The 22,462-nt window shown below is 34.8% G+C and carries 19 protein-coding genes; 18 read left to right on the top strand and 1 reads right to left on the bottom strand.

The window, feature by feature from the left end:
- Positions 1-322 precede the first annotated feature (322 nt).
- The 10 genes from ACS127_RS07330 (at position 323) to ACS127_RS07375 (ending at position 12,276) form a co-directional block, all read left to right on the top strand.
- Positions 323-1,993 (top strand): formate--tetrahydrofolate ligase, encoded by a 1,671-nt coding sequence (locus ACS127_RS07330; protein WP_440897768.1) that lies wholly within the window; start codon positions 323-325, stop codon positions 1,991-1,993.
- Between the two features lie 561 nt (positions 1,994-2,554).
- On the top strand, positions 2,555-4,030 hold the full coding sequence (locus tag ACS127_RS07335) for an ABC transporter permease (protein WP_440897769.1): 1,476 nt from the start codon (positions 2,555-2,557) through the stop codon (positions 4,028-4,030).
- Between the two features lie 15 nt (positions 4,031-4,045).
- Positions 4,046-4,717, top strand: a complete 672-nt coding sequence (locus tag ACS127_RS07340; RefSeq protein ID WP_440897770.1) for an ABC transporter ATP-binding protein — start codon at positions 4,046-4,048, stop codon at positions 4,715-4,717.
- A complete protein-coding gene (locus ACS127_RS07345; RefSeq protein WP_440897771.1) occupies positions 4,710-6,263 on the top strand; it encodes a PASTA domain-containing protein in 1,554 nt (517 codons plus the stop codon). The genes ACS127_RS07340 and ACS127_RS07345 overlap by 8 nt, the downstream gene beginning before the upstream one ends.
- Positions 6,264-7,607: 1,344 nt before the next feature.
- Positions 7,608-8,240, top strand: coding sequence for a response regulator transcription factor (locus ACS127_RS07350; RefSeq protein ID WP_440897772.1), 633 nt, complete (start codon positions 7,608-7,610; stop codon positions 8,238-8,240).
- Positions 8,241-8,795: 555 nt separating this feature from the next.
- Positions 8,796-8,930, top strand: a complete 135-nt coding sequence (locus ACS127_RS07355; protein ID WP_440897773.1) for a hypothetical protein — start codon at positions 8,796-8,798, stop codon at positions 8,928-8,930.
- 392 nt (positions 8,931-9,322) lie between these two features.
- A complete protein-coding gene (locus tag ACS127_RS07360; RefSeq protein WP_440897774.1) occupies positions 9,323-10,528 on the top strand; it encodes an MFS transporter in 1,206 nt (401 codons plus the stop codon).
- Between the two features lie 30 nt (positions 10,529-10,558).
- Positions 10,559-11,302 (top strand): threonine/serine exporter family protein, encoded by a 744-nt coding sequence (locus tag ACS127_RS07365; protein ID WP_440897775.1) that lies wholly within the window; start codon positions 10,559-10,561, stop codon positions 11,300-11,302.
- Between the two features lie 19 nt (positions 11,303-11,321).
- On the top strand, positions 11,322-11,795 hold the full coding sequence (locus ACS127_RS07370) for a threonine/serine exporter family protein (RefSeq protein WP_440897776.1): 474 nt from the start codon (positions 11,322-11,324) through the stop codon (positions 11,793-11,795).
- Between the two features lie 91 nt (positions 11,796-11,886).
- A complete protein-coding gene (locus ACS127_RS07375) occupies positions 11,887-12,276 on the top strand; it encodes an OsmC family protein (protein ID WP_440897777.1) in 390 nt (129 codons plus the stop codon).
- 276 nt (positions 12,277-12,552) lie between these two features.
- Here the strand turns inward: ACS127_RS07375 and ACS127_RS07380 are convergent, their stop codons facing one another.
- Positions 12,553-14,475 carry a BglG family transcription antiterminator gene (locus ACS127_RS07380; protein ID WP_440897778.1) on the bottom strand — a complete coding sequence of 641 codons (1,923 nt, stop codon included), beginning with the start codon at positions 14,473-14,475 and terminating at the stop codon, positions 12,553-12,555.
- 229 nt (positions 14,476-14,704) lie between these two features.
- Between ACS127_RS07380 and ACS127_RS07385 the strand changes: the two genes are divergently transcribed.
- From ACS127_RS07385 to argC, 8 genes are all read left to right on the top strand, one after another.
- Positions 14,705-15,181: a PTS sugar transporter subunit IIB gene (locus tag ACS127_RS07385; protein WP_440897779.1), complete on the top strand. Its 477-nt coding sequence runs from the start codon at positions 14,705-14,707 to the stop codon at positions 15,179-15,181.
- A 20-nt stretch (positions 15,182-15,201) separates the two neighbouring features.
- Positions 15,202-15,966: a PTS mannose/fructose/sorbose/N-acetylgalactosamine transporter subunit IIC gene (locus ACS127_RS07390; protein WP_440897780.1), complete on the top strand. Its 765-nt coding sequence runs from the start codon at positions 15,202-15,204 to the stop codon at positions 15,964-15,966.
- Positions 15,967-15,971: 5 nt separating this feature from the next.
- Positions 15,972-16,838, top strand: coding sequence for a PTS system mannose/fructose/sorbose family transporter subunit IID (locus ACS127_RS07395; protein WP_440897781.1), 867 nt, complete (start codon positions 15,972-15,974; stop codon positions 16,836-16,838).
- An 18-nt stretch (positions 16,839-16,856) separates the two neighbouring features.
- Complete coding sequence (locus ACS127_RS07400) at positions 16,857-18,053, top strand: hypothetical protein (protein ID WP_440897782.1); 1,197 nt, start codon at positions 16,857-16,859, stop codon at positions 18,051-18,053.
- The gene (locus tag ACS127_RS07405; protein WP_440897783.1) at positions 18,046-19,182 is read left to right on the top strand and encodes a hypothetical protein; all 1,137 of its coding nucleotides are present in this window, start codon (positions 18,046-18,048) and stop codon (positions 19,180-19,182) included. Before ACS127_RS07400 ends, ACS127_RS07405 begins: the two co-directional genes overlap by 8 nt.
- A gap of 12 nt (positions 19,183-19,194) precedes the next feature.
- Positions 19,195-19,611, top strand: coding sequence for a PTS sugar transporter subunit IIA (locus tag ACS127_RS07410; protein ID WP_440897784.1), 417 nt, complete (start codon positions 19,195-19,197; stop codon positions 19,609-19,611).
- A gap of 343 nt (positions 19,612-19,954) precedes the next feature.
- Positions 19,955-20,653, top strand: a complete 699-nt coding sequence (locus ACS127_RS07415; RefSeq protein ID WP_440897785.1) for a ribulose-phosphate 3-epimerase — start codon at positions 19,955-19,957, stop codon at positions 20,651-20,653.
- A 764-nt stretch (positions 20,654-21,417) separates the two neighbouring features.
- The gene (argC, locus tag ACS127_RS07420; protein ID WP_440897786.1) at positions 21,418-22,455 is read left to right on the top strand and encodes an N-acetyl-gamma-glutamyl-phosphate reductase; all 1,038 of its coding nucleotides are present in this window, start codon (positions 21,418-21,420) and stop codon (positions 22,453-22,455) included.
- The last annotated feature ends 7 nt before the right edge of the window (positions 22,456-22,462 follow it).

Consider the following 22,462-nt stretch of genomic DNA (forward strand, 5'->3'; position numbering starts at 1 on the left):
CTTTACTTGAATTTACTAAAGAGTAAAATTCAAACACGGATGAAATCATGCTATAATACGAATAATTGTAAAGTGAAACTTCGTTCAGTGGGGGGCTTCATCTCCCACTGAACGTTAGTACCACAAGGGCATGACTTAAATGCCCTTGAATCAATCGGGCTGCTACTGGCTGTTGAATCTTCCACTTAGAAATGACGTGTTTACTTATTTCTTGAATCGGGAGACTTACGATGCATAGTGTGACGTTTTTGACGGCCAGCCAGTTACACTGCGATAAATACATATATAATAATGTACGACTTTAAGGGTGGGATATAATCAAATGAAAACGGATTTGATGATTGCAAAAGAAGCAGAGATAAAACGGATTCAGTCCATTATTGAACCGTTAGATATTCATGACGATGAATGGGAGCCTTATGGAAAGTATAAGGCAAAGCTATCGCCCAATCTTTTAGACCGATTGGCTGATAAACAGGACGGCGAATTAATTTTAGTTACTTCAATTAATCCGACCCCTGCTGGTGAAGGGAAATCGACTGTAACGGTCGGGTTAGGGCAAGCTTTACAACAACTAGGTAAAAAAGCAGCAGTTGCTCTACGAGAGCCTTCATTAGGTCCAGTGATGGGGCTAAAGGGTGGTGCTACGGGGGGCGGTTATTCTCAAGTTGTGCCCATGGAAGAAATCAATTTGCATTTTACTGGTGATATACATGCGATCACAGCAGCAAATAATGCTTTAGCTGCTTTAATTGATAATCACATCTTTCAAGGAAATCCATTACAAATAGATACACGTCGAATCACTTGGAAACGAGTTGTTGATTTGAATGATCGAGCCCTCCGCGAGGTCATTGTAGGACTTGGTGGAGTCAAGCAAGGGGTACCTAGAGAAGATGGATTTAATATTACAGTGGCTTCAGAAATAATGGCTATATTATGTTTAGCAAGTGATTACAAAGATTTAAAGCAGCGCCTCGCTCGAATTGTAGTTGGTTATCGAACCAATGATAGACCTGTCACAGTTGCTGATTTAGAAGTTGAAGGTGTATTGGCTATGCTGTTGAAGGATGCGTTGGCACCAAATCTTGTTCAGACGATAGAAGGAGTACCTGCTTTTATTCATGGAGGTCCATTTGCCAATATTGCACATGGCTGTAATAGTCTGCTCGCAACAAAAATGGCCAGTAAGTTAGCTGATTATGTCGTAACAGAGGCTGGTTTTGGAGCAGATCTTGGTGCTGAGAAATTTTTAAATATTAAAGCGAGAATGGGTCGGCTAGATCCAAAGGCTGTTGTCATTGTTGCAACGACCCGTGCGTTAAAAATGCATGGTGGTGTTGATAAGGCTGCATTAACTGAAGAAAATATACCAGCTTTATCAGCAGGATTGGAAAATTTAGCCAAACATATTGAAACTATTGAATCATTTGGTGTGCCATTTGTAGTGGCATTAAATCATTTTACGACGGATACAGCTGAAGAATTAAAATTAATTAAGGATTGGTGCGCAGATAAGGGTGTTGCCTTAGCACTAACAACAGTATGGGCAGATGGCGGAAAAGGCGGGCTTGAATTGGCTGAAAAAGTTATCAATTGTATTCAGCAACAGTCCTCTAACTATCGCCCCCTCTATCCATTAGATATTGATCTGAAAAATAAGATTGAGATAATTGCCAAAAAAGTATATGGAGCTAAGGGTGTGAAATATTCAGCATTAGCGGAGCAACAGATAGAGGAATTTACCAATAATGGCTGGTCGAATTTACCGATTTGTATGGCAAAAACGCAATATTCACTATCTGATCAACCGGAGCTTATCGGGCGTCCAAATGATTTTACGATCACGATTCGAGAACTGACACCATCGATTGGGGCAGGGTTTATAGTTGCATTAACAGGGGATGTTTTAACAATGCCTGGTTTACCTAAAGAACCCGCCGCTTTAAAAATGGATATTGATGAAACAGGAGAAATAAGTGGATTATTTTAATACGAAAAACTGTCTAGTTAGTGATAGCTAGATAGTTTTTTTACAAAGATAGGATAGTGAAAGTTTTAGTATAAATATGTGGTCAAAGGAAGAATGAAAGGGACTGTGTCAGCTAAGTTCATCATGCCCTGGGAGTTAGTTACCTCTATTCTTGACCTGTCATTTCCACTGGATCTTTTGAATATTTTTTATAAAGAGAGAAGAGAAGGTAAAATAGTCAGGATACTATCATGCAGGAGTGTGATTAATAATGGTAAAAATGTGTTCATATAATATTCGAAATTGCAGCTAATAAAACCTTCTATCTAAACAAATTAACTGTAAAATGGAAGATGGTAGATATTATTTTTATTGGTTAAGATTTCATCATGAGGAAGAAGGAAGCTGTCTATTTTAATTTAAAATAGGATTTTGCTTGGCAGAACTGTATAGTGTAACGAAAATGAATATTCAGACAGGGGTGGGAGATTACAATTGAGACTATAAAGGATAGTTAAGATGATAGGTATTAGTTATCCTTTCGTAGCGTTTATTGTGATAATTTTGATGAGGGGGTTTGTGATGAATTTTATTAAACGGGGATTTTTAGGAATTACCAGAAAAAAAGGAAAGTCATTAATTTTATTGGCCGTTATTTTTATTTTAGGAAACTTAATATCGGGAGCTATCTCAATTCAGCAAGCGACTGGTAATGTAGAGTCAACCATAAAGGATAGACTTGGGACAGCGGCAACAATTGATGTAGATTATGACGCTTGGGAGAAAATACCGGAAGATGAATTAGAAGAACTAGAGATGGAAGATGTAAGTGTTAATCTAATTAAGCAAATTGGTGAGCTTTCTTATGTGAAGTACTATGATTATAGTATGTCTACCTGGATGGGATCAGAGAATCTTGAAAGTTATCAAGACCAAGATCTAGGGGTAGAGATGATGGTAGAAGGTCCAAGTATGGATTTTAGGCTGAAAGGGATTAACTATGCTCCAGTGATCGATTTTGAAGAAGAAAAAGCAGAGTTAACTGATGGGCGTGTATTTACAGCTGATGAAATTGAAAACGGAACTTCTGCAGCGATTATTTCACAAAAGTTAGCAGAGCAAAATAATCTAGCGGTAGGGGATACCTTTACGCTGGATAATAACGTCTATATTTATGATTTCAATACGGGTGAAGAGGATTTAGTCACTTCCCGTGATGTTGTCTTAGAAGTCATTGGGTTATTTGAACCTAAGTCTGTAAAGCAAGAAACAGAAGAAGACTCACAGAGTGATATGATGATATTTACGGATGATATAGATTATCAAAATACAATATATGTGTCAAATGAAGTGGTAATAGAGGAGTCTAAGTATAATTGGGAAGAATCTCTAAAGGCAGATAAAGAACTTGCAGAAATGATGAAAGGTGAAGAGGATTCATTTGAATACTATCAGCCTATCTATTACTTAAATAATCCAGAAGATAGTGAAGCATTTACGGAAGAAGTCAAGCCGTTATTGCCAGAGCTTTATACGGTCATCAGTGCCAGTGACCAATATGAGGATATCGCTGGACCGATGGAGTCAATGTCAAAACTATCAAAATATGTTTTGCTTGTAGCGGTGGTTGCGACCATTCTTATTGCAGGTTTAGTTGTTTTACTATTCTTACGAGACCGTAAACGTGAATTAGGGATTTACTTATCTTTAGGGGAGAAGCGAAGTCGTGTTGTCGGGCAAATTTTAATTGAAGTCATGGTTGTTGCGATTGTGGGTATTACCTTATCTCTATTCAGTGGTCACTTATTGGCACAGCAGGTATCTGATACGATGATGGAGGCAGATGATAATCAGAACGAATTCTATGGTGGTTATGTCATTTATGAAGGTATGGAGAATCATTTGACAACAGATGATGTCTTAGCATCTTATGAGGTAAGCCTTAATTCAAGCTATATTCTAGTTTTCTATGGAGTCGGTTTATTGACAATTTTAATTTCAACGGTTATTCCACTTATTTATATTGTAAGACTGAATCCAAAGAAAATACTGATGTAATAGAGGGGTGAAATGATGATATTAGAGGCGAAAGATTTAAACTATTATTACCAGGATGGCGAGCAACGCCGTTATATATTAAAAGATACGTCGATCTCTTTTGAAAAGGGGAAGTTTTATACGATTTTAGGGCAGTCAGGTTCAGGGAAAACCACCTTGCTATCATTACTAAGTGCCTTGGATTCACCGCATAGTGGAGAAATATTATTTAACGAAGAAGACATTAAAAAAATTGGCTATGAAAAGTACCGTCGTAATAATGTCGGGATTATTTTTCAAAGCTATAATCTGGTTCCAACCTTTACAGCTGTAGAAAATGTACTGGTTCCCATGACAATTACGGAAAATGAAATTCCTGAAGATACAAAGACAGTCGCTTATAATCTGCTTGATTACATTGGTATTGTAAGAAGCAAGGCAGATCGTTTGGTTAATAAGCTGTCTGGTGGAGAGCAACAGCGCGTGGCGATTGCTCGTGCTCTGGCAACCAACGTAGAATTAATTCTTGCTGATGAGCCTACAGGAAACCTTGATGAAGAGATGGAGCAGGAAATCATCGATATCTTTAAAAAGTTAGCACATGAACATCAGAAATGTGTTATCGTGGTCACTCACTCCAATGAAATTGCTTCACAGTCTGATCAGGCTTTCCAGTTGAGGAAGGGTGTACTGTCTTCTTATGAGTGATTTTTTATCAAAATTTAATAAGGATAATTATGATGATTTGATCAATGAAGAAGACAAAGAAATGAAGGACAGAAATCCAATGAAACAGCAAGACCAAGAAGCACCACACAAGCAGGAAGAGCTGAGTCCTGCTACGGAAGAAAAAGAATCACTACACGAGCAGAAAGATCAGTCTTCTGTTATGGGAAAAAAAGAGGTTGTACCCGAGAGAAAGGCTTCGTCCATGGCACAATCTTTCACTTCCAGAATCAGCCGCCGGCAGGATGAGGAAGAAGAAGTAGAAATTGATCTGGATTACCGCCGGAAGAAGAAACGTCGGATGTGGTTGATTATATCAGGAGCTGTTTTTACTTGTCTTTTGATTTTCTTCATTTATTATATGCTTGTCCATGTGAAGGTTGAAGATTTTGTTGACCAGCCTGTTTCAGAAGCACGTGGTTGGGCGAGTGAAAATGATATCGAGATAGAATTAGAACAGGAATACAGTATGGAATATGAAGCAAACCAGATTATTTCGCAAAGCGTACCTGCTGGAGACAAGATACGTAAAGGGAAGACGCTTCATTTAACGAGCAGTTTAGGTGCTGATCCAGAAGAGACTATTCCCCTTGTTGATTTTTCAGAAATGACACAAGAGGAAGCACAGAATTGGATTGATGAACATAAGGCAGAAAATTTGCAGATGGTTACTGAATATAATGATGATATCGAAGAAGGGGGCTTTATTCAGTTTTCCATCAGGGACAGTAATATTGATGAATCAGAATACAAACGAAAAGATAGTGCTGCGGTTTACTATTCAAAAGGGAAAGAGGTTTTTGAGAAGAATATTATAATACCTGATTTTACAGGAACGGCTAAAGAGGAAGTAGAAAAATGGGCAGAAACAAATGAAATTGATATGGCCTATGAAGAGTCGGATTCTGATAGTATCGAGGCAGGTCATATTATTAGTCAAAGTGAAGCGGCAGATGAAAAAATTGCCAAAAGAGATAAGATGGAAGTGGTTGTATCATTAGGTGAAGCAATTGTCGTTCCGAACTTTGGGGATATGACTGCGGAAGAAGCAGCAATGAATTATCCAGATTTAAATGTGACCGTGAAGCAAGCTTTTCATGCCGATGTTGCTTATGGGATACTTATTTCACAGTCTGTTGAGCCAGAAACGAAGCTGACAGAAAAAGATGATAAGACTGTTATCGTGACGTATTCACAAGGAAGACCTTACTTGCATGATTTTCGCGGACAATCAGAAGGTGATTTACCAAGATTATTTTATGATGAATATAAATCAAAAGGTGCTGATATAAACTATATTGTTAAGTATGTTGATTCACCTGAAGTAAAGGGAACTGTTGTGGATATGGGAGTATTTAATGAATTTGTCGGCATGACTTATACTGTAGAAATTAGAATCAGTAATAATGCTTCTGCACCGCCAAACCCACCAGACTTTTCTGGGGAAGAAGAGACTTACCCAAAATCAAACCCTAATGTAGATGATGAGGAGCCTGTAGCTCCAGCAGAGGAAGAGGAAGCCCTTTAAAGTGATCCTACCTTGTGAGAAGTAAAAGGAAGGCATCAATTGATTGAGATTTTTGAAATCAAGTGGATAAGTGAATTTATTTAATGGAGCTGGATAAAACTCAGCTAAATCAAAAGGAGCTGTTGCACAATGAAAGTAGATTGTGTAACAGCTTTTGCTGACTAGAAAAGCTGAACTACTTAATAAAAGTAAGAGCTCCGGAATCCATACGAGTAAGCTCTAATCAAGTAAATAGGGTGCGAAATAGATACAGAAGAACATTTCAGCAGGAAAATGACTCAAACTGTCTCTTCTCTTGCCTAGAAGGGACAGTTCAAAGTTGTGAGAGGTTCAAACTGTCTCTCCTTCCATAATTCTGAGCATGGTGGCATGCATTGCTGACTATGAAGATAAACTCGATAATTCCAAGCAATGTTTACCTCGCTTTCATGCTTTAAAGAGGCCCAGTAAATGATCTGTGACAGAGCAAATATTAGAAAAAACGGTTGTATTTATCTATTTTTGATAAATACAACCGTTTTTATTCATAGGAGGCTAGTTTGTCCTAGCCTCCTTTTATGAATAAAGATTATCACAGCTAGCTGTTCGTAAGACTCGGAAAAACAATGGCTTTTAATAGGGGAGAATAATTGTACTAGGGAAAGCTGTTTTAGTATTCACATCGCAAGATAGGTGTCTTTCCTTTCACCCCATTGAAAAGGCTTATATGCCTACAGCGTGTAAGCATAATTCCCACTACTTGAAGTTTCGCTTTATATAACTTAGGAATTTTCAGTGGATTAAACTATAAAAAAGATTATTCGTGCTAAAAGTTGTAGACAAATTCAAAAAATTAATCAAAAATCATTGAAGTTGAGCAAAAATTTAAATAGTTGAACACAAATCATAGCAGGAGGATATATTACTTGATTAAAAATTCAAATGTATTTCTTATCGAGTATAGTCAGTAGTGGCACTAAAATCAGGTTAATAACGCTTACATCGAAAAAATAAGTCAAAATAACTAATTGTTGTTGTTTAAGCTAAAAGAGACCTCATTCTAGTTAATAACTACTAGTATCAGGTATTAGCTTCTAGACAATCTATTTTTAAAATTTATAAATTAATTCTAACTTTATCGATATCTTAAGTCACGGGACAAAAGAACTTAAAACACGGATAAAATATTACAAAATTCGACAAAAATTAGGTTATAAACCTGTCGTTTTTTTTGTTTAGTTGACGCATTTAATTTAAAAAAGTAACATTAAATAGTAACTGACAGAGCAAATGTATATACATATTTTGGTCTTTAAATTGATAAAAAGAACAAATATTGAGGAGGAAGAAGTGATTAAATAACCAATGAAATTATTATTAATAAAACAGTCTTCATTACTATGTGATGGAATGATTGAATTGCTACGACGTCAATTTCCTAAAAGTGAAATTAGGCATTGTAATGAAAAAAATGAAGACGAGTTAATGAAATATGGTCAAGAGTCTGATTTGATCATTCTCGATATTCAAATGCCTATCCATGTCAATCAATTAGCAAACTACTATCAATCCATTGATAAGAAAGTTATTGCTTGGGTTGAAGACCTTCATGATCCAAGCCTTGCATCGATATTTGAACTTGCTTTATCTGGGTATATTTATTATGACATCAATGAAAAGATGTTAACAAATGCCATATCTCAGATTCATGCAGGGAAACGTTTTTTCCATCCTTTGTTAGCCGATTGTTTATTAGAAGTTTATGTTCAATCGCAATGTAAAGAACTAAATCCGCCATTAGATTTAATGTCACAACGCGAATGGGAAGTTTTGCAGTTGCTAGCCAAAGGCTACAGTAATATTAAAATTGCAAATGAATTATTTTTATCAGATAAGACTGTAAAAAACTATGTCAGTTCAATATTACATAAGTTAAATGTACCAGATCGAACCAATGCTGTGTTGTTAGCGTTAAAAAAACAATGGATTCACTTATAGTAAAGGGGCAATCTTAAAAGAGAAGGTTTATCCACCTTTTCTCAAGTCAAAAGATTGTCCCTTTATTTTACTATCGGAAGAGATAAGATTTTTTTGAACGACTCACCACTTAATTCCTAAGAAAATTTGAAGTGGGAGTCTTCTGTCGGAAATTGGGTAAATGAAAATATAAATAAAACGAAAGCTTCTCTTTCACGCAGATGTGCTCACTTTGATGCTCCAGCCAATCAATATGGCTATAAATCACTTTGATGGGATAAGTAATCGCAACTACAGGATCAGTTTCGAGACGTGGGAAGATTAGTTAATCATTTTTAACTGTAGTTAAAAGTCGGCTTTTATATCAGTGCTATTGTTACATAGCTACCCTTAGTGCAGTTACTTGCCATACTATAAAGATGTGATGATAAACTTTAGTTTCCTAATTCACCAGCATAATTCTGCTGAATTAGCCTATATTAAGGAATATGGCTAAACAAATTATACAAGTTAGGTCAGAGCTTTTAATGATTTGTTTTCGCTTTTATACACACTGCACATATAGGGGGTAGGAATGTGAAAAAATTGATTGTTATTATTATATCATTTACTTTGATTTTGATAAATGTAACTGTGCTCAATGCTCAAGTAAGGTCAGATGACGAAATTAGACGTCCGTTTATTCCTGGCCGTGAACAGAATTTATTTTAATATATCTCCGAAAGTAGTCTCCCTCTTCAAGCATGTGAAAAGCGTAGCCTAGTGGTAAGGGGGAGAAGAATATAAGCAAAGAACCTCTTTTACTGAATGTCCTAGCGTTCTAATGGACACCATGGGTGCACTTTCTTTTTCAGTTGTCCAATGGAAAGGATTTGGATTCCAAATTCATGTTTAGCTGAATCAAATCCCCATTAGGGCAAATTCGTTATTTTTTAAAACGAATTCATGCTCCAAAAAGAATTTGGAAATCACTATCTACAATAATGTAATCTCGGTAAACAAAATGGAATTCAACCCTATTTGTTTATTTTAGTATGTGAAACTTGAGTTAATTTCAATGTGCGTCCCATCATCTCTTTCTTTTCATGATATTAAACCGTATAATGAAGTTTAATAGAAAAATGAAATTGAAAGGGGAGAATTTATTGGCAAATACACACTCGTTAACTCCTTTGAAGATACTATTATTTAGCTTTCATGGAGCAAATACAATGGTCATTAGTTTCTTGCCATTATTGCTTGCCTATCGTGGTTTAAGTGGTCAAGAAATTGGTTGGGTACTTGCTATTGGTCCAGCAATTTCAATCTTCGCTCAACCATTTTGGGGATTTATTAGTGATAAATATCAAACAGTAAGAAAAGTTTTGATTATTACTTCTCTTGGTTTGGTGCTAAGTAGTTTGTTTTTTTTCCAAGTAAGGACACTCGTGTTAATCTTAGGTTTTGCAATCTTTTTTTATTTTTTTCAGTCAGCGATTAGCCCTCTTGGAGATAGTCTCACTCAACGCCGAACAGAACAGTTAGGTATCTCCTTTGGTTCGGTACGTACATGGGGATCGATTGGTTTTGCTATTTGTTCTTTACTGATCGGGGAATTAATCGATTGGACGGGTATTCAATATTTAATCATTCCTTATTTATTTATGGCTAGTGTTGTTGTCTTCGTCAGCTTCCGTGTTGTAGATGTTAAGATTGACAAGAAGCCTGTTCAGTTCTCCGATTTACATAAAATAATTAAAAACCCGCCATTATTATTCTATTTAGCTGCTCTCCTACTCGTTTCAATCACTCATCGAGCAAATGACAGCTTTATTAGTTTATACATTAGTGAATTAGGAGGACGAGATAATTTAGTTGGTATAGCTTGGTTTGTTGGAGTTGTCAGTGAAGCTGTTGTGTTTGCTTTTGCTGGAAAATGGTTTAGGAAATATCAACCCCTTATCATTATAGCAGCTGCTGGTCTTATTTATGCCCTAAGGTGGTTCATGTATGGGTTTATATCCATTCCAGCTGCTATTGTATTTTTCCAAATCTTACACGGACTTTCATTTGGTGTTTTTTACTTAACTTCATTTCAATATGTGACTCGGCTAGTCCCTGATCAATTACAAACGACGGGACATCTTCTATTTGCAACTGTATTCTTTGGGATATCAGGAATTATTGGCTCACTAGGAGGCGGCTTTGTACTGGAGCATTACGGTGGACAGACATTATATATTATAATGGGAGGAATGGCATTACTTGGCTCTTGCTTTATTTTGTTTTATCATACAATCATGCGGAGGACATCAACAACCAGTAACTGATGAATTCTTATTGAATAAGGAGGTCTTAGTGTGGAACAAGAGACAATTGTGAAAGTCTGTTTACTAGCAGGAAAAATAATGCTGCAAAGTGGAGCGGAAACTTATCGCGTAGAAGATACAATGGTTAGAATTGCTCAAGCATTTAAAATGCAAAATGCTCAAGCTTATGCAACGCCAACGGCAATCATGTTTGCTGTCGATATGACAGCATCGTCTAATTTTGTTCGAATTGACGAACGGGCAACGGACCTGCATAAGGTAGCAGAAGTAAACAGTATTTCAAGATATATTTCAACTGGAGAGCTTTCGCTCATAGAAGCAAGGGACCAACTACTAAATATTGATCAACAACAAAACAGTTTCTCAGTGTGGTTGCAACTTTTAGCTGCCGCCTTTGCCAGCGGGTGTTTCACCATTATGTTTCAAGGGAGTTGGCATGATTTTATTCCTGCAATGATTGTGGGTGGATCAGCTTTTTGTTTGATGATCTATTTTCATAAATTGTTGAAAATTCGCTTTTTCGCAGAATTTTTGGCTGCTGTATTCCTAGCTTTTACTGCATTTTTGATGGTTGTCATAAATTTAGGTTTAGATATTGATAAAATTATTATCGGTTCAGTCATGCCACTTGTGCCTGGTCTATTAATTACCAATGCTGTTCGTGATTTAATGGCTGGCCATTTAGTATCTGGAATGACGAAAGGTATTGAGGCCATTTTAACAGCTTTTGCAATTGGTGCTGGGGTGGCCATTGTTTTATTGCTTGTTTACTGAAAAGAAGTGAGGTGATTTGATGATCATTGAACAATTAATTGTTAGTTTTATTGCAGCAACAGGCTTTGCAATTATTTTTAATGCACCACGCCAATCCTTATGGCAATGTGGGACGGTTGGGATGTTTAGTTGGCTTGTCTATGTTATTCTTGCCCGGACATTAAATGTGAATATTGTCATAGCCACATTAATAGCAGCAATTGTAGTTGGTATTTACAGTCAAATATTAGCTAAGAGGTTTCGGACTCCGATTATTATTTTCAATATTGCTGGCATTATTCCTCTTGTTCCCGGCGGTCTGTCATATGATACGATGCGTTTTTTTGTGATAAATGATTATGATTTAACAATTGCTTCAGCAGCTACTGTAGCGATGATTTCTGGTGCGATTGGACTCGGGTTAATTGTTTCTGAGATCATTAATCAGTTGATTCGAAATATGCAATGGAGAAAATACCAAAGTGAATATGATCGTAAAGGTGTGACACGATGAGTAGACTCACATGACATCAATTCAATTAAATGCATTCAGTTATTTAATCAGTTAAAATGAACATACTAGCTAATTAAAGGAGGAATAGAAAATGATTACCTTAAAAAAAGAAGTGCATAAAGTTCATGAAATAACGAATGATCGAGGAACAGTTAATTTGGCGGCTTCAAGCAGCAGTGGTGTAGATGCTTTTTCACCAGGTGATTATTTAAGTGGTTCGATTGCGATTTGTATGGGTTTAACACTTGACGCTCTTATTGAAAGAGATCAATTAGATATTCCAAGCTATTCCATCGATGTATCTTCAACAAAGGCAGAAAATGCTCGTCCATCAAGACTAGAGAAATTCGATGTTAAAATTACCTTTGATGCAGATCTAGATGATAAGACAAGAGAACGATTAGTAAAATCTGCAAAACGGGGCTGTACGATGGGGAATACTATTGAACATGGTGCTCCAATTGATGTTGTTTCTGAGTGAGAAAAAGAAAAATATTGAACATAAAAGTGGTGCAGATCTCTACTTGCACCACTTTTTTTATGTATTATTTCACATAATTGCTATGTATCTGTCTATTAAAACTTTTGGATGTAACATCTTGTTTATCACATGATTTAAGCTGTCAAAAATGCAGAACAGAGAACACAACTAAGGAGAGACAATATCTCTCTCATGACAAACTTAATAACTATTCGTGATCGTTAACAATAAATTAGAATTCCCGATTAAATTTATGCTTGTGGTTATGATTTTCTACTAAAAAACATCTTTCAAAGATTGTTTAAGTTTGTCGATAAAGTTTTCATAAGTTAGCTCATCATATAAAGCGTGAATCAGCTTTTCATTTGTAACTAATGAAGATAAGTAATGCCAAAGTTGAAAGGATTTAGGATTATTTTTTTCGATACTAACTAAAATCACTAGTTTAACCCAGTTATTATCTCCCCAATTGAGCGGTTGATCGAGTAATCCTAACGCTACAAAGGTTTGATCAGTCGTAGGGGTTAACGGGTGGGGCATCGCAATCGAATGACCAAAATAGGTATCCCCTCGTTCTTCCCTCGCATGGATACTTTCCTTCAAGTCATTATTCAAAGTAAATTTGTCTTTTGCTAATACACATAATCGATTAAGCAGTTCTTCTTTAGTCTTCACCTGACCTTGGAAGGTAAGGTCTTTATCAAACTTGGAAACAATACTGTCCATACTATCAAAGCCATTGATTGCTAGATTGATTTTTAAAAAATCTTGATCATTAGGGAAAACATTTACTTTGACTGCTGAGCCTTTGTATAGTGATAGATTTTCCTCAGTAGTTAATAATGCATCATAAGTTGGTAAATTAATATCAATTTTTCGTGGATTTGTAACGACTATATCAGAGATCTGATTGTTGAACCAAGTTAATATTTTATCTTTTAAAAGCATTATTTCTGATTCTCGTAACGAACTGATCAATAAGACGTTTTTTTGCTTTTCAATAACTGAATAGCGTTGCAATCCATAATTAAAATAAGAAGATAGATAAGAAAGTTCATCATCATTCACTTTCAGATGGAACCGTTCGAAAATTAATTGAGATAAATAACTCGCAATATTCGTTGCGACTGGGAAAGTTTGTTTTATTTTAGTTGATAATTTACTTTTTAATTGCATATCTAACTTTATCCTTGTTAACAGAGGTGCAACATGCAAAGTGATAGAATTTTTAAAATCAGATTCTTGCGTGAAATCTACCCCGAATTTCTCTTTAATATTTTCAAAGGCTTCATCTATAAAGCGATAAATTTCTTCTGAAATAATATTATTATTCATCTCATTTTTACTCATCAAATTTGTTGCAAGATAACGCCTTTCATTTTCAAAATTATAATCTCTTAATAGACTTTCGGACATGTAATGACTAATTATTTCTTTTGAAATCAAATATTCAGTTGTACTTTCAATATTGATTTCATTTTCAAGTTTATAGATAAAATGTCTTTTGTTTATTCTATGAATCATTAATGCCACGTGCATAAGGAGATTTTGTAAAAAAAAATCAGAAATAGAATAATTATATTTATCCAAAATCGCTGTAACCGTTTTAGTTAATTCTGTTGAATATTCAATATGACCAGTATTTTTTCTGATTTTATGAGTTTCCGTTAATTTGAAAAGATGTTCATTGATAATGCACTTTCTTTTATTTGTTTCATTACCTTCAATTCGATAACCTTTCTCTTTTTTATAAATCAATCTTAAACCATATTTCCCTACTAATTCTTCACCTAATTTTATATCATGATACAACGTAGAATCAGAAATAAAAAAGTTATTTTGAAGTTCATATTTTGATATATATTGACTCTGCGATAATAGATGAAGGATGATTTTTTTAACACGTAAATATTGTTCATCATATACATTTTCAAATCTTCCTGTTTTTAATGATAATGAAAAATGCTCAAATTCCTCAGAATTTTTAACTAACAAAATAGTTCCTTTCCCTTTTTTTGCAAACAACTCTAAAAAACTAAACTGAGTACAATATTCTTTAATCACATCTAAATCAGCTTTTATTGTACGAGAAGAGACATTGAATAAATTTGCTAATTTTTTAGATGTTATATATTCTTCCGAATGTTCACAGAAATATAGGAGAATGTCATATTCTCTAGTTGTCAACAATGTACTCACATACCTTTCCTTGAAAACGTTTTAAACTATTTTAATTATAGCCTGTTATTTTATATAGCTATTTTTTTGTATTTCACTTGAGAAAGTGAACTCAACAAAAAACAGGCAATAGTAACTGATGATATAGTTGCCTCAGAAATTAAAAAGAAAGGGGTAATGATCATATTTGATAGAAAAAATAAGAAGCGTAAAAAAGCAAAACAAAATATTTATTCAGGGAGGGAAGTAAATGGACAATATAGTATATACCCGAGTTGATGATCGCTTAGTTCATGGACAAGTTATGACAGGCTGGGTCAGAGTCACTGGTGCCAATCATGTGCTCATTATTGATGATCAAGTAGCAAAAGATACATTTATGATAATGATGATGAAACAAGCCATGCCGAACTTAGTTAGTTTACATGCAACAACAATTGATGAAACGAGAGAATATCTTAAAAATAAAGGAAAGAATAAAAAAATTATAATTCTAGTTAAAACACCTGTAACCATTAGAAAATTGTGGGATGCAGGGGTCAAAATTGAATCTGTTGGAGTAGGGGGAATGGCGACAAGAGGAAACCGTACCAAACTATACCGTAATATTGCTGCAGATGCTGAAGAGCGTACGGCACTTAAAGAACTAAATGAACTAGGAGTGGATGTATATTTTCAAGTGACTCCTGACAATAGCAAAGTACGCTTAGATAAAGTTAAATTATAAATGAAAGGGGATTCTATGTTATGGATGTAAGTTTTATTCAAGCCTTTTTAATTGGTGCTCTTTACTATTTAACTGTTGCGAATTCACCATGGTTAACTGGCTTAACTAGTGTTTCAATACGTCAGCCTATCGTAGCCGGCACGATTGTAGGAGTTATTTTAGGAGAGCCATTACAAGGGGTGATAATTGGTGCGACATTAAATGCATTTTTTATTGGATTTATTTCTCCAGGTGGAGCAGTATCCAGTGAACCTGGAATTGCAGGGATTATTGGAACTTCTTTAGCAATAATGACTGGTGCAACACCAGAAGTTGCCTTATCATTAGCTATTCCATTTGGCTTACTAGGAACGCTTATTTGGAATATTCGTATGACTGGTAATACCTTTTTTGTTCATTGGATGGATAAGGTTGTTGAAGAAGGTAAGTATAAGAAAATATTTTTTATCCATTTAATCCCTTCCCAGATTTTTACCTTTGTTATTAGTGCTGTTCCAGTATTTCTAGTGGTCTATTATGGTGGAGGACAGGTTGAACAGCTTCTAACTTTACTAGAAGGTCGTCCTATAGAGGTGCTAGAAGCTATTGGCGGAATGTTACCGGCTCTAGGAATTGCTTTAACATTGAAAGTAATTATGAACAGAAAAGGAATTATTCCATTTTTCCTTGTTGGTTTCTTTATCATGACTTATACAAATATTCAGATGTTGTTATTAGCTGTTTTAGCAACCATTTTTGTTTATTTCTACACTGAGTTGAAATTTTCAAAACAAGGGGAGGCGTAAAATTAATGAGTGCACAAAGCTTAGAAGAAGTCCGCGAATTACCGAAAAACAGAAAATTAACAAAAAAAGATTTAAACAAATCGTATTTGTATTGGATCTCGTTATCTCAGGCTACTTATAGTTGGGAAAGGATGATGGGGCCAGCTATGGCTGGATGCATGATTCCAATTATGGATCGTTTATATCCTGATAATGGGGAGTTTGAAGAAGAAAGAAAAGAAATGATGTCTCGTCATATGGAATTCTATAATACGGAAGCTTGGTTAACTGGTCCGCCAGTTCTATCCGTTTTTTTATCTATGGAAGAAGAAAAGGCTGCAGGGATGCCAATCAAAAGTGAAGATATCTCTGGTATGAAAACAGGATTAATGGGGCCGTTTGCGGGCGTTGGTGATACATTACGTCAAGCAACATTAATTCCAATTATAGGATCGATAGCTATTTCGCTGGGTAGTGCGGGGAGCTATTTGGGACCTGTTCTTTATATGGTAGCTACTCTATTAATCAATTACTTGTTTTCATATTTTTCTTTCCATGCAATGTTCAAAAAAGGGAAAGAAGGACTTCAAGAAATCTTTGAAAGTGGTGTTCTTGAAAAATATATGACATTAGCGACTGGGGTAGGAGCTATAACAATTGGTGGATTAGCAGCAAATACGGTCAATGTTACTTCTTCATTGGTTTTAGACTTTGGTGAAGGAAATATAATGGAAATACAGGAAATTCTAGATACGATCATTCAAGGGCTACTACCATTAGGTGCCATATTCCTAGCACTGTATTTATTGATCAGTAAAAAGTGGAATTCAACAAAAGTATTACTCATGTTGTTAGCTGTTTCTAGTATAGGAGCTGCTATTGGGATTTTATAAAATTGGGGGGAAGCTGATATGCATGCAACAATTATTGGTGGCGGAAGAATAGGAAGAGGTTTTATTGCTTCACTTCTTCAACGAAATAATATAGAAAAAGATTTTATGGATATATCAGAAGAGTTATTAAATCTTTTTAATTCTCACAAGAATTATAATGTTCATATATTAGGTAATAAAAATAATAATACCATTATTGAAAATTTCAAGGCGGAAAATGTAAATGATGAAGAAGCACTAAGAAAAGAACTTTTAAAATCCAAGTTTATTTTCACTGCCGTAGGTGGAAAGAACTTAAAGTTAATAGGAACTAAGATTGGTAAGCAGTATAGACACTTACTGGAGGAAGGTATGGCTCCTTCTTTTGTAATCATTACTTGTGAAAATTGGTTAACGCCAGCAAGTGACTTGCAAAAGAGTATCTTAGAAGAGTTGAATGAAGAACAAAAAAATATATTTTTAAATAAGGTAGATGTGACACAGGGGGTCATTAGAGCTTCAGGTACTTCAGCACCAAAAGGTGAAGAGACAGAAAATTTGCTTGATACTTGGATGCAAGACTACTGGGTATTACCTGTTGATCAATCAAGAATTAAAAACAATGCTATACCACAATTGAAATATTTTGATTTTAAAGAAGACTTCGGAGAGATGTTAGCACAAAAAATATATACTAATAATACGAGTGTAGCCTTAGTAGGGTATTTAGGTTATTTAAAGGGGTACAATTACGTAGCTGAATCAGCAAACGATTTTGAAATAGAAACGATTTTCAAAAAATGTTTTACAGAGATCAATCATGCTTTAGTTTACTCGTTAGATGTCTCAGAAGAAAGCCAAAAGGAATTTTCTGAAATTGCTGAAGCTAAATATAAAGATTATAAAATTGTTGATCATGTAGTTCGAATAGCTAGAGAGCCATTGCGTAAATTGTCGCCAGATGATCGTTTTATCGGACCAGCTAAAATGGCTCAGGAGGCTGGAATAACTCCTAAAGCTATTTCCCTGGGAGCAGCTGCTGCTTTGTATTTTGATTATTATGATGATGCTGAAGCAATGAAACTCCAGACTTTAAGAAAACAAAAGGGACTAGAATACGTGTTGGATACTGTATGTGGGCTTCAAGATAACAGAGAATTGAAAGAGTTAATTTTAGAAAGTGTAAATCAGTTAAAATTAAAAGGTTGGATTAAAGGAGATGTGACTCATGACTAAAAAGGCAGTTGTATATGGTGCAGGTCAATCTGGAAGGGGATATCTCGCAAGATTTCTAAAAGAATCAGGTTATCAAATCACGTTCATAGAAACAGATCGTAAACTTGTGGATTTGTTAAATGAGGATAAATACTTTTTTATTCATTTTTATCATAAGGATCGTACGCCTGTTTTAATTGATCAGTTTCATGCTTTGACTTTAGATGATGATTTATCCTCAGTATTGAAAGAAGCAGATATTATATTAACGGCAGTAGGGGAACAAAACTTAAAAGCGGTTGCTGCTTCTCTTGCTAAATATTTAGAGAAAACTGAGCTGCCTCAGTTATTAACAGCAGAAAATGGAACTAATCCTGCCCGTGTATTACGTAAAGAACTAGAAAAACAATACAAGGGCAGTATATCCAATGTAGTTTCTCAAACAGCTATATTTTGTTCGACTATTAATATTGAAGACACAAGATTAGATATCCTATCGCAAAATGAGACTTATTTTCCGTATGATTTAGAAGGATTTAATGGAAGCTTGGATTTTCCAGGAGCAGAGCCTAGAAAAAACTTTGAACATTTCTTTGAACGAAAAATATATACTTACAATTGCTTGGCAGGGTTAATTTCTTATTTAGGGTATGTAAAAGGATATAAAATATATGGAGAAGCAACTAATGATACAGAAGTTTCAAAGATTATTGATGAGCTATTAGAAATATTGAATCCTAGTTTAGCAGAGTATTTCAACATTTCATTAGAAGAACAGGAGCTGTTTGCAAATAAGGCTGTTGAAAAATTTAAAGATATGAAAATTTTAGATTATGTTATAAAAAATGGACGGGCCCCGAGAAGAAAATTAGGAAAGTCAGAGCGGATATATGCACCCTATAAAATATTAATTAATCATGATCAGGAAGCAACGATTATGTGCTTAGTTGCTGGAGCAGCTTTAGTTTATTTAGAAGAAATAGAATACACTGGTCATTCGTTTGATCCAGAGGAAGAATTACTCGCCATTCTGGATTTAAATGAAAATGATCCGTTTGTTAAGCTAAGTGTTAGTGCTTATGAGCATATAAAACAAAATAGAGCTACAGTTTCATTAGTGGAGCTATTAAATAGTTTACGAGCGGAGTAAAGGAGCGAGAGAATGGTTGAAGTTTTAATTGTAACTCACGGCTCTCTTGCCGATGGGTTAATTGATACAGCAAAATTAATTGTTGGGGATATCTCTAAAGTATCTGGTATTGGATTCAAACAAGGTGATGATCCTGAACAATTAATTAAATTGATTAAAGAGAAGATTAACGATACATTGAAGAAGAATAATCAATTACTCATTTTTGCGGATTTATTAGGCGGTAGTCCCTCTAATAAAATTGCAATGTGCTTAAACAATATGAATGAGATAGATAAGGTAGAGGCTGTAGTAGGTGTAAATCTCCCTATGCTATTAGATACTTTAATGTTGTGCAATGTTGAACATGATGTTCAAAAAGTAAAAGAAAGTTGTCTGAAAAATGGCGTAGAAGGAATCAAAGACTTGAAAAAAATATTTGGACTCTGAATATGATGTGAAGGTGAGATTGTCTTACTTGATACAGTAAATATTCATAAGTAGGAAATATAGGGTTGGATTGATGAGATTATAAGTTTACCTATTGCTCCAAAGCTTATTTTAAAAATAAGGGGAAGAAGTAGAAAGCCTATATATAAAACATAAAAATATCTGATGCACCCAATATTAAAGCAAAAATAATGGGAGCTAGAATAGTAAATGATATAGGCTTTGTTATGAGGAGCAGAGACTAATACAGTTTTTGCTGAATGACTAGATAAAGAGATGAATAATCGACGAGCTCAGGAGTGTATAGAAGTGTTTAACAAGCATACAAAAGAGAGTGATAAAGATGACAATTAAAATGGCTGCTTCATTAATGTGCGGGGATATGTTAGCTATTGGAGATGAATTGGGAAGGTTGGCAAAAAGTAAATGTGATTTGCTTCATTTAGATGTAATGGATGGTATGTTTGTAGATAATATGGCCCTTTTTCCTGAGTGGATAGAGCGAATAAAAGAGCAAACAACGATTCCCTTTGATATTCATTTGGCTACAATGGTCCCTGAAAGGTATTTGGAAATGTTTATCAAACTTAAGCCAGAATACCTTTCATTCCATATTGAAACAACAATTAATCCAATGAGATTGATAAACATCATACGGGAAGCAGGAATAAAACCTTCAATTGCTATTAATCCAGAAACCCCTCTTGAGAGGATTGAACCGTATGTTGAGTATATAGATATGGTGTTATTAATGACAGTAAATACAGGGTTTGCTGGACAATCATTTAAAGAAGAAACTTTAGATAAATTAAAGGAATTAAATAAATTAATACGTAAAACCACAAACAAACCATTAATAGAAGTAGATGGAAATATCCATAATGATACGATTGAAAAAATGAGGGGTTTTCTTCCAGATGTATTTGTACTGGGGACATCAGCATTGTTTCATGATAAGGACAATCTAACGTATGAAGAGAGAATAGAGGCAATAAGAAATAGAGTTCATGAATTACATTCTTTTAATGAAGGTTTCGCATAATATCCAGAAAACACTCAGTTGTGGAACTGATAAAATTGCTGAGTGAGAGTATGCTGAAGAGAAACAAATACAGTATGCTAACTATAGACATTTAAATAGTTGAGGATCTAGAAAATAGCAGCTGTCGCAAGATGTATCTTTTGTGACAGCTGCTTTAAAGTTTGTTAACCTTTTTGTTATTGTACAGTTGGGGAAGGTTAGATTTAACTTAGAATATTTAGATTATGTATGAAATATAAAATGCCTACCCAATAGGACCTAGGCCGCTAAAGAATGATATCAAGGCAAACTTACACAATTAGCCTCTATCCTTTCCCTTTCAAATTTATTATGAGATCCAATTCAAATGATAAGTTCTTATTATCCTTCATTTTGAGATACATGATTAAAGGCTCCCCAAATGTTTTGAAGTGCTACTGCTAGAACGGCAATTATTCCCGGGCCTGTTTGAAAAACCGGTCTCTTCTGATACTAAAAAGGCTGTTGCACAACCTATTCTTCATTTAGCTACAAACACTATTTAAACTTTATAATATTGAGTTACAACTGATTGTATCATTTTCAAAGATTCACTAGAACATCATACAAATAAAAAAGCTTATTCACTCTCGCCCACTTGTTAGGGAATGATCTTTTATGGCGCGCTTTTTTGTATAAATATTCAATTATAATACTATTATAAATTATTTATACAATACTATTGCATAAACATACAACATCAAGTATAATGATTAATCACAATGGTTATAGGGAGTGTTTTAAAAATGAAAGTAGCTATCATTGGAGGATCGGGATATGGGGCTGTTGAATTAGCAAGGTTATTATATCAACACCCATATGTTGAAGTGTTACAAATTATTTCACACTCACAAGCAGGGACTATTTTCTCAGAAATATATCCACAGATGGTGACAATTCTCGATCAACCCATGGCTGACTTAAAATTAGAAAAGCTTACAGATGATATTGACGTTGTCTTTTTAGCAACACCATCGGATGTTAGTCATAAGCTTATTCCAAAAATTCTTGATTTGAAGTTAAAGTGTATTGATTTATCGGGTGACTTTCGTTTGAAAGACCCAGCACAATATCAGCAATGGTACGGATTTGAAACAACAGCTGAAAAGTATCTTAATCAGGCGGTATACGGATTAAGTGAAATATATCAAGAGGAAATCCTTGATGCACAACTAATTGCTAATCCAGGCTGTTATCCAACAGCTGCCTTACTTGCACTAATTCCTGCAATTGATGGCAATCTTATTTCATTTAACTCAATTATTATTGATGGAAAAACAGGCGTTTCAGGAGCAGGCCGTGGTTTATCATTAAATGTCCATTTTTCAGAAATGAATGAGAATACAAAGGCTTATCAACTGGGTGTACATAAACATATCCCTGAAATCGAACAAATATTATCTGAAAAATCAAATGATTCAATCAATATAAATTTTACACCACATATTGTCCCAATGACAAGAGGGATGATGACAACTATATATACGGATTTATTGGCTGATGTATCACAAGAACAAGTAGAAGAATGGTATGAGTGTTTTTATCAGAATCATCCATTTATCAGAGTGCGAAAAGCAGGTCAAATCCCGAGTACAAAAGAGGTTTATGGAAGTAATTATTGCGATATTGGCCTTCATGTAGATAAAAGAACAAATAAATTAATGATCGTTTCAGTTATTGATAATTTAATGAAAGGCGCGGCTGGTCAAGCGATTCAAAATCTGAATCTGATGTCAAATTGGGATCAACAAACAGGTTTGGCTGATGTGCCGATTTATCCATAGGAGGTTA

Origin of the sequence: Amphibacillus sp. Q70 (genome assembly GCF_052055485.1) — a bacterium.
In the GTDB taxonomy this organism is placed as follows: Bacteria; Bacillota; Bacilli; order Bacillales; family Amphibacillaceae; genus Amphibacillus.

Bases quoted from the DNA above. Each gene is read 5' to 3' on its own strand.
- ACS127_RS07330 (WP_440897768.1), top strand. From the start codon at position 323: ATGAAAACGGATTTGATGATTGCAAAAGAAGCAGAGATAAAACGGATT.
- ACS127_RS07335 (WP_440897769.1), top strand. From the start codon at position 2,555: ATGAATTTTATTAAACGGGGATTTTTAGGAATTACCAGAAAAAAAGGA.
- ACS127_RS07340 (WP_440897770.1), top strand. From the start codon at position 4,046: ATGATATTAGAGGCGAAAGATTTAAACTATTATTACCAGGATGGCGAG.
- ACS127_RS07345 (WP_440897771.1), top strand. From the start codon at position 4,710: ATGAGTGATTTTTTATCAAAATTTAATAAGGATAATTATGATGATTTG.
- ACS127_RS07350 (WP_440897772.1), top strand. From the start codon at position 7,608: ATGAAATTATTATTAATAAAACAGTCTTCATTACTATGTGATGGAATG.
- ACS127_RS07360 (WP_440897774.1), top strand. From the start codon at position 9,323: ATGAAGTTTAATAGAAAAATGAAATTGAAAGGGGAGAATTTATTGGCA.
- ACS127_RS07370 (WP_440897776.1), top strand. From the start codon at position 11,322: ATGATCATTGAACAATTAATTGTTAGTTTTATTGCAGCAACAGGCTTT.
- ACS127_RS07375 (WP_440897777.1), top strand. From the start codon at position 11,887: ATGATTACCTTAAAAAAAGAAGTGCATAAAGTTCATGAAATAACGAAT.
- ACS127_RS07385 (WP_440897779.1), top strand. From the start codon at position 14,705: ATGGACAATATAGTATATACCCGAGTTGATGATCGCTTAGTTCATGGA.
- ACS127_RS07390 (WP_440897780.1), top strand. From the start codon at position 15,202: ATGGATGTAAGTTTTATTCAAGCCTTTTTAATTGGTGCTCTTTACTAT.
- ACS127_RS07395 (WP_440897781.1), top strand. From the start codon at position 15,972: ATGAGTGCACAAAGCTTAGAAGAAGTCCGCGAATTACCGAAAAACAGA.
- ACS127_RS07400 (WP_440897782.1), top strand. From the start codon at position 16,857: ATGCATGCAACAATTATTGGTGGCGGAAGAATAGGAAGAGGTTTTATT.
- ACS127_RS07405 (WP_440897783.1), top strand. From the start codon at position 18,046: ATGACTAAAAAGGCAGTTGTATATGGTGCAGGTCAATCTGGAAGGGGA.
- ACS127_RS07410 (WP_440897784.1), top strand. From the start codon at position 19,195: ATGGTTGAAGTTTTAATTGTAACTCACGGCTCTCTTGCCGATGGGTTA.
- ACS127_RS07415 (WP_440897785.1), top strand. From the start codon at position 19,955: ATGACAATTAAAATGGCTGCTTCATTAATGTGCGGGGATATGTTAGCT.
- argC (WP_440897786.1), top strand. From the start codon at position 21,418: ATGAAAGTAGCTATCATTGGAGGATCGGGATATGGGGCTGTTGAATTA.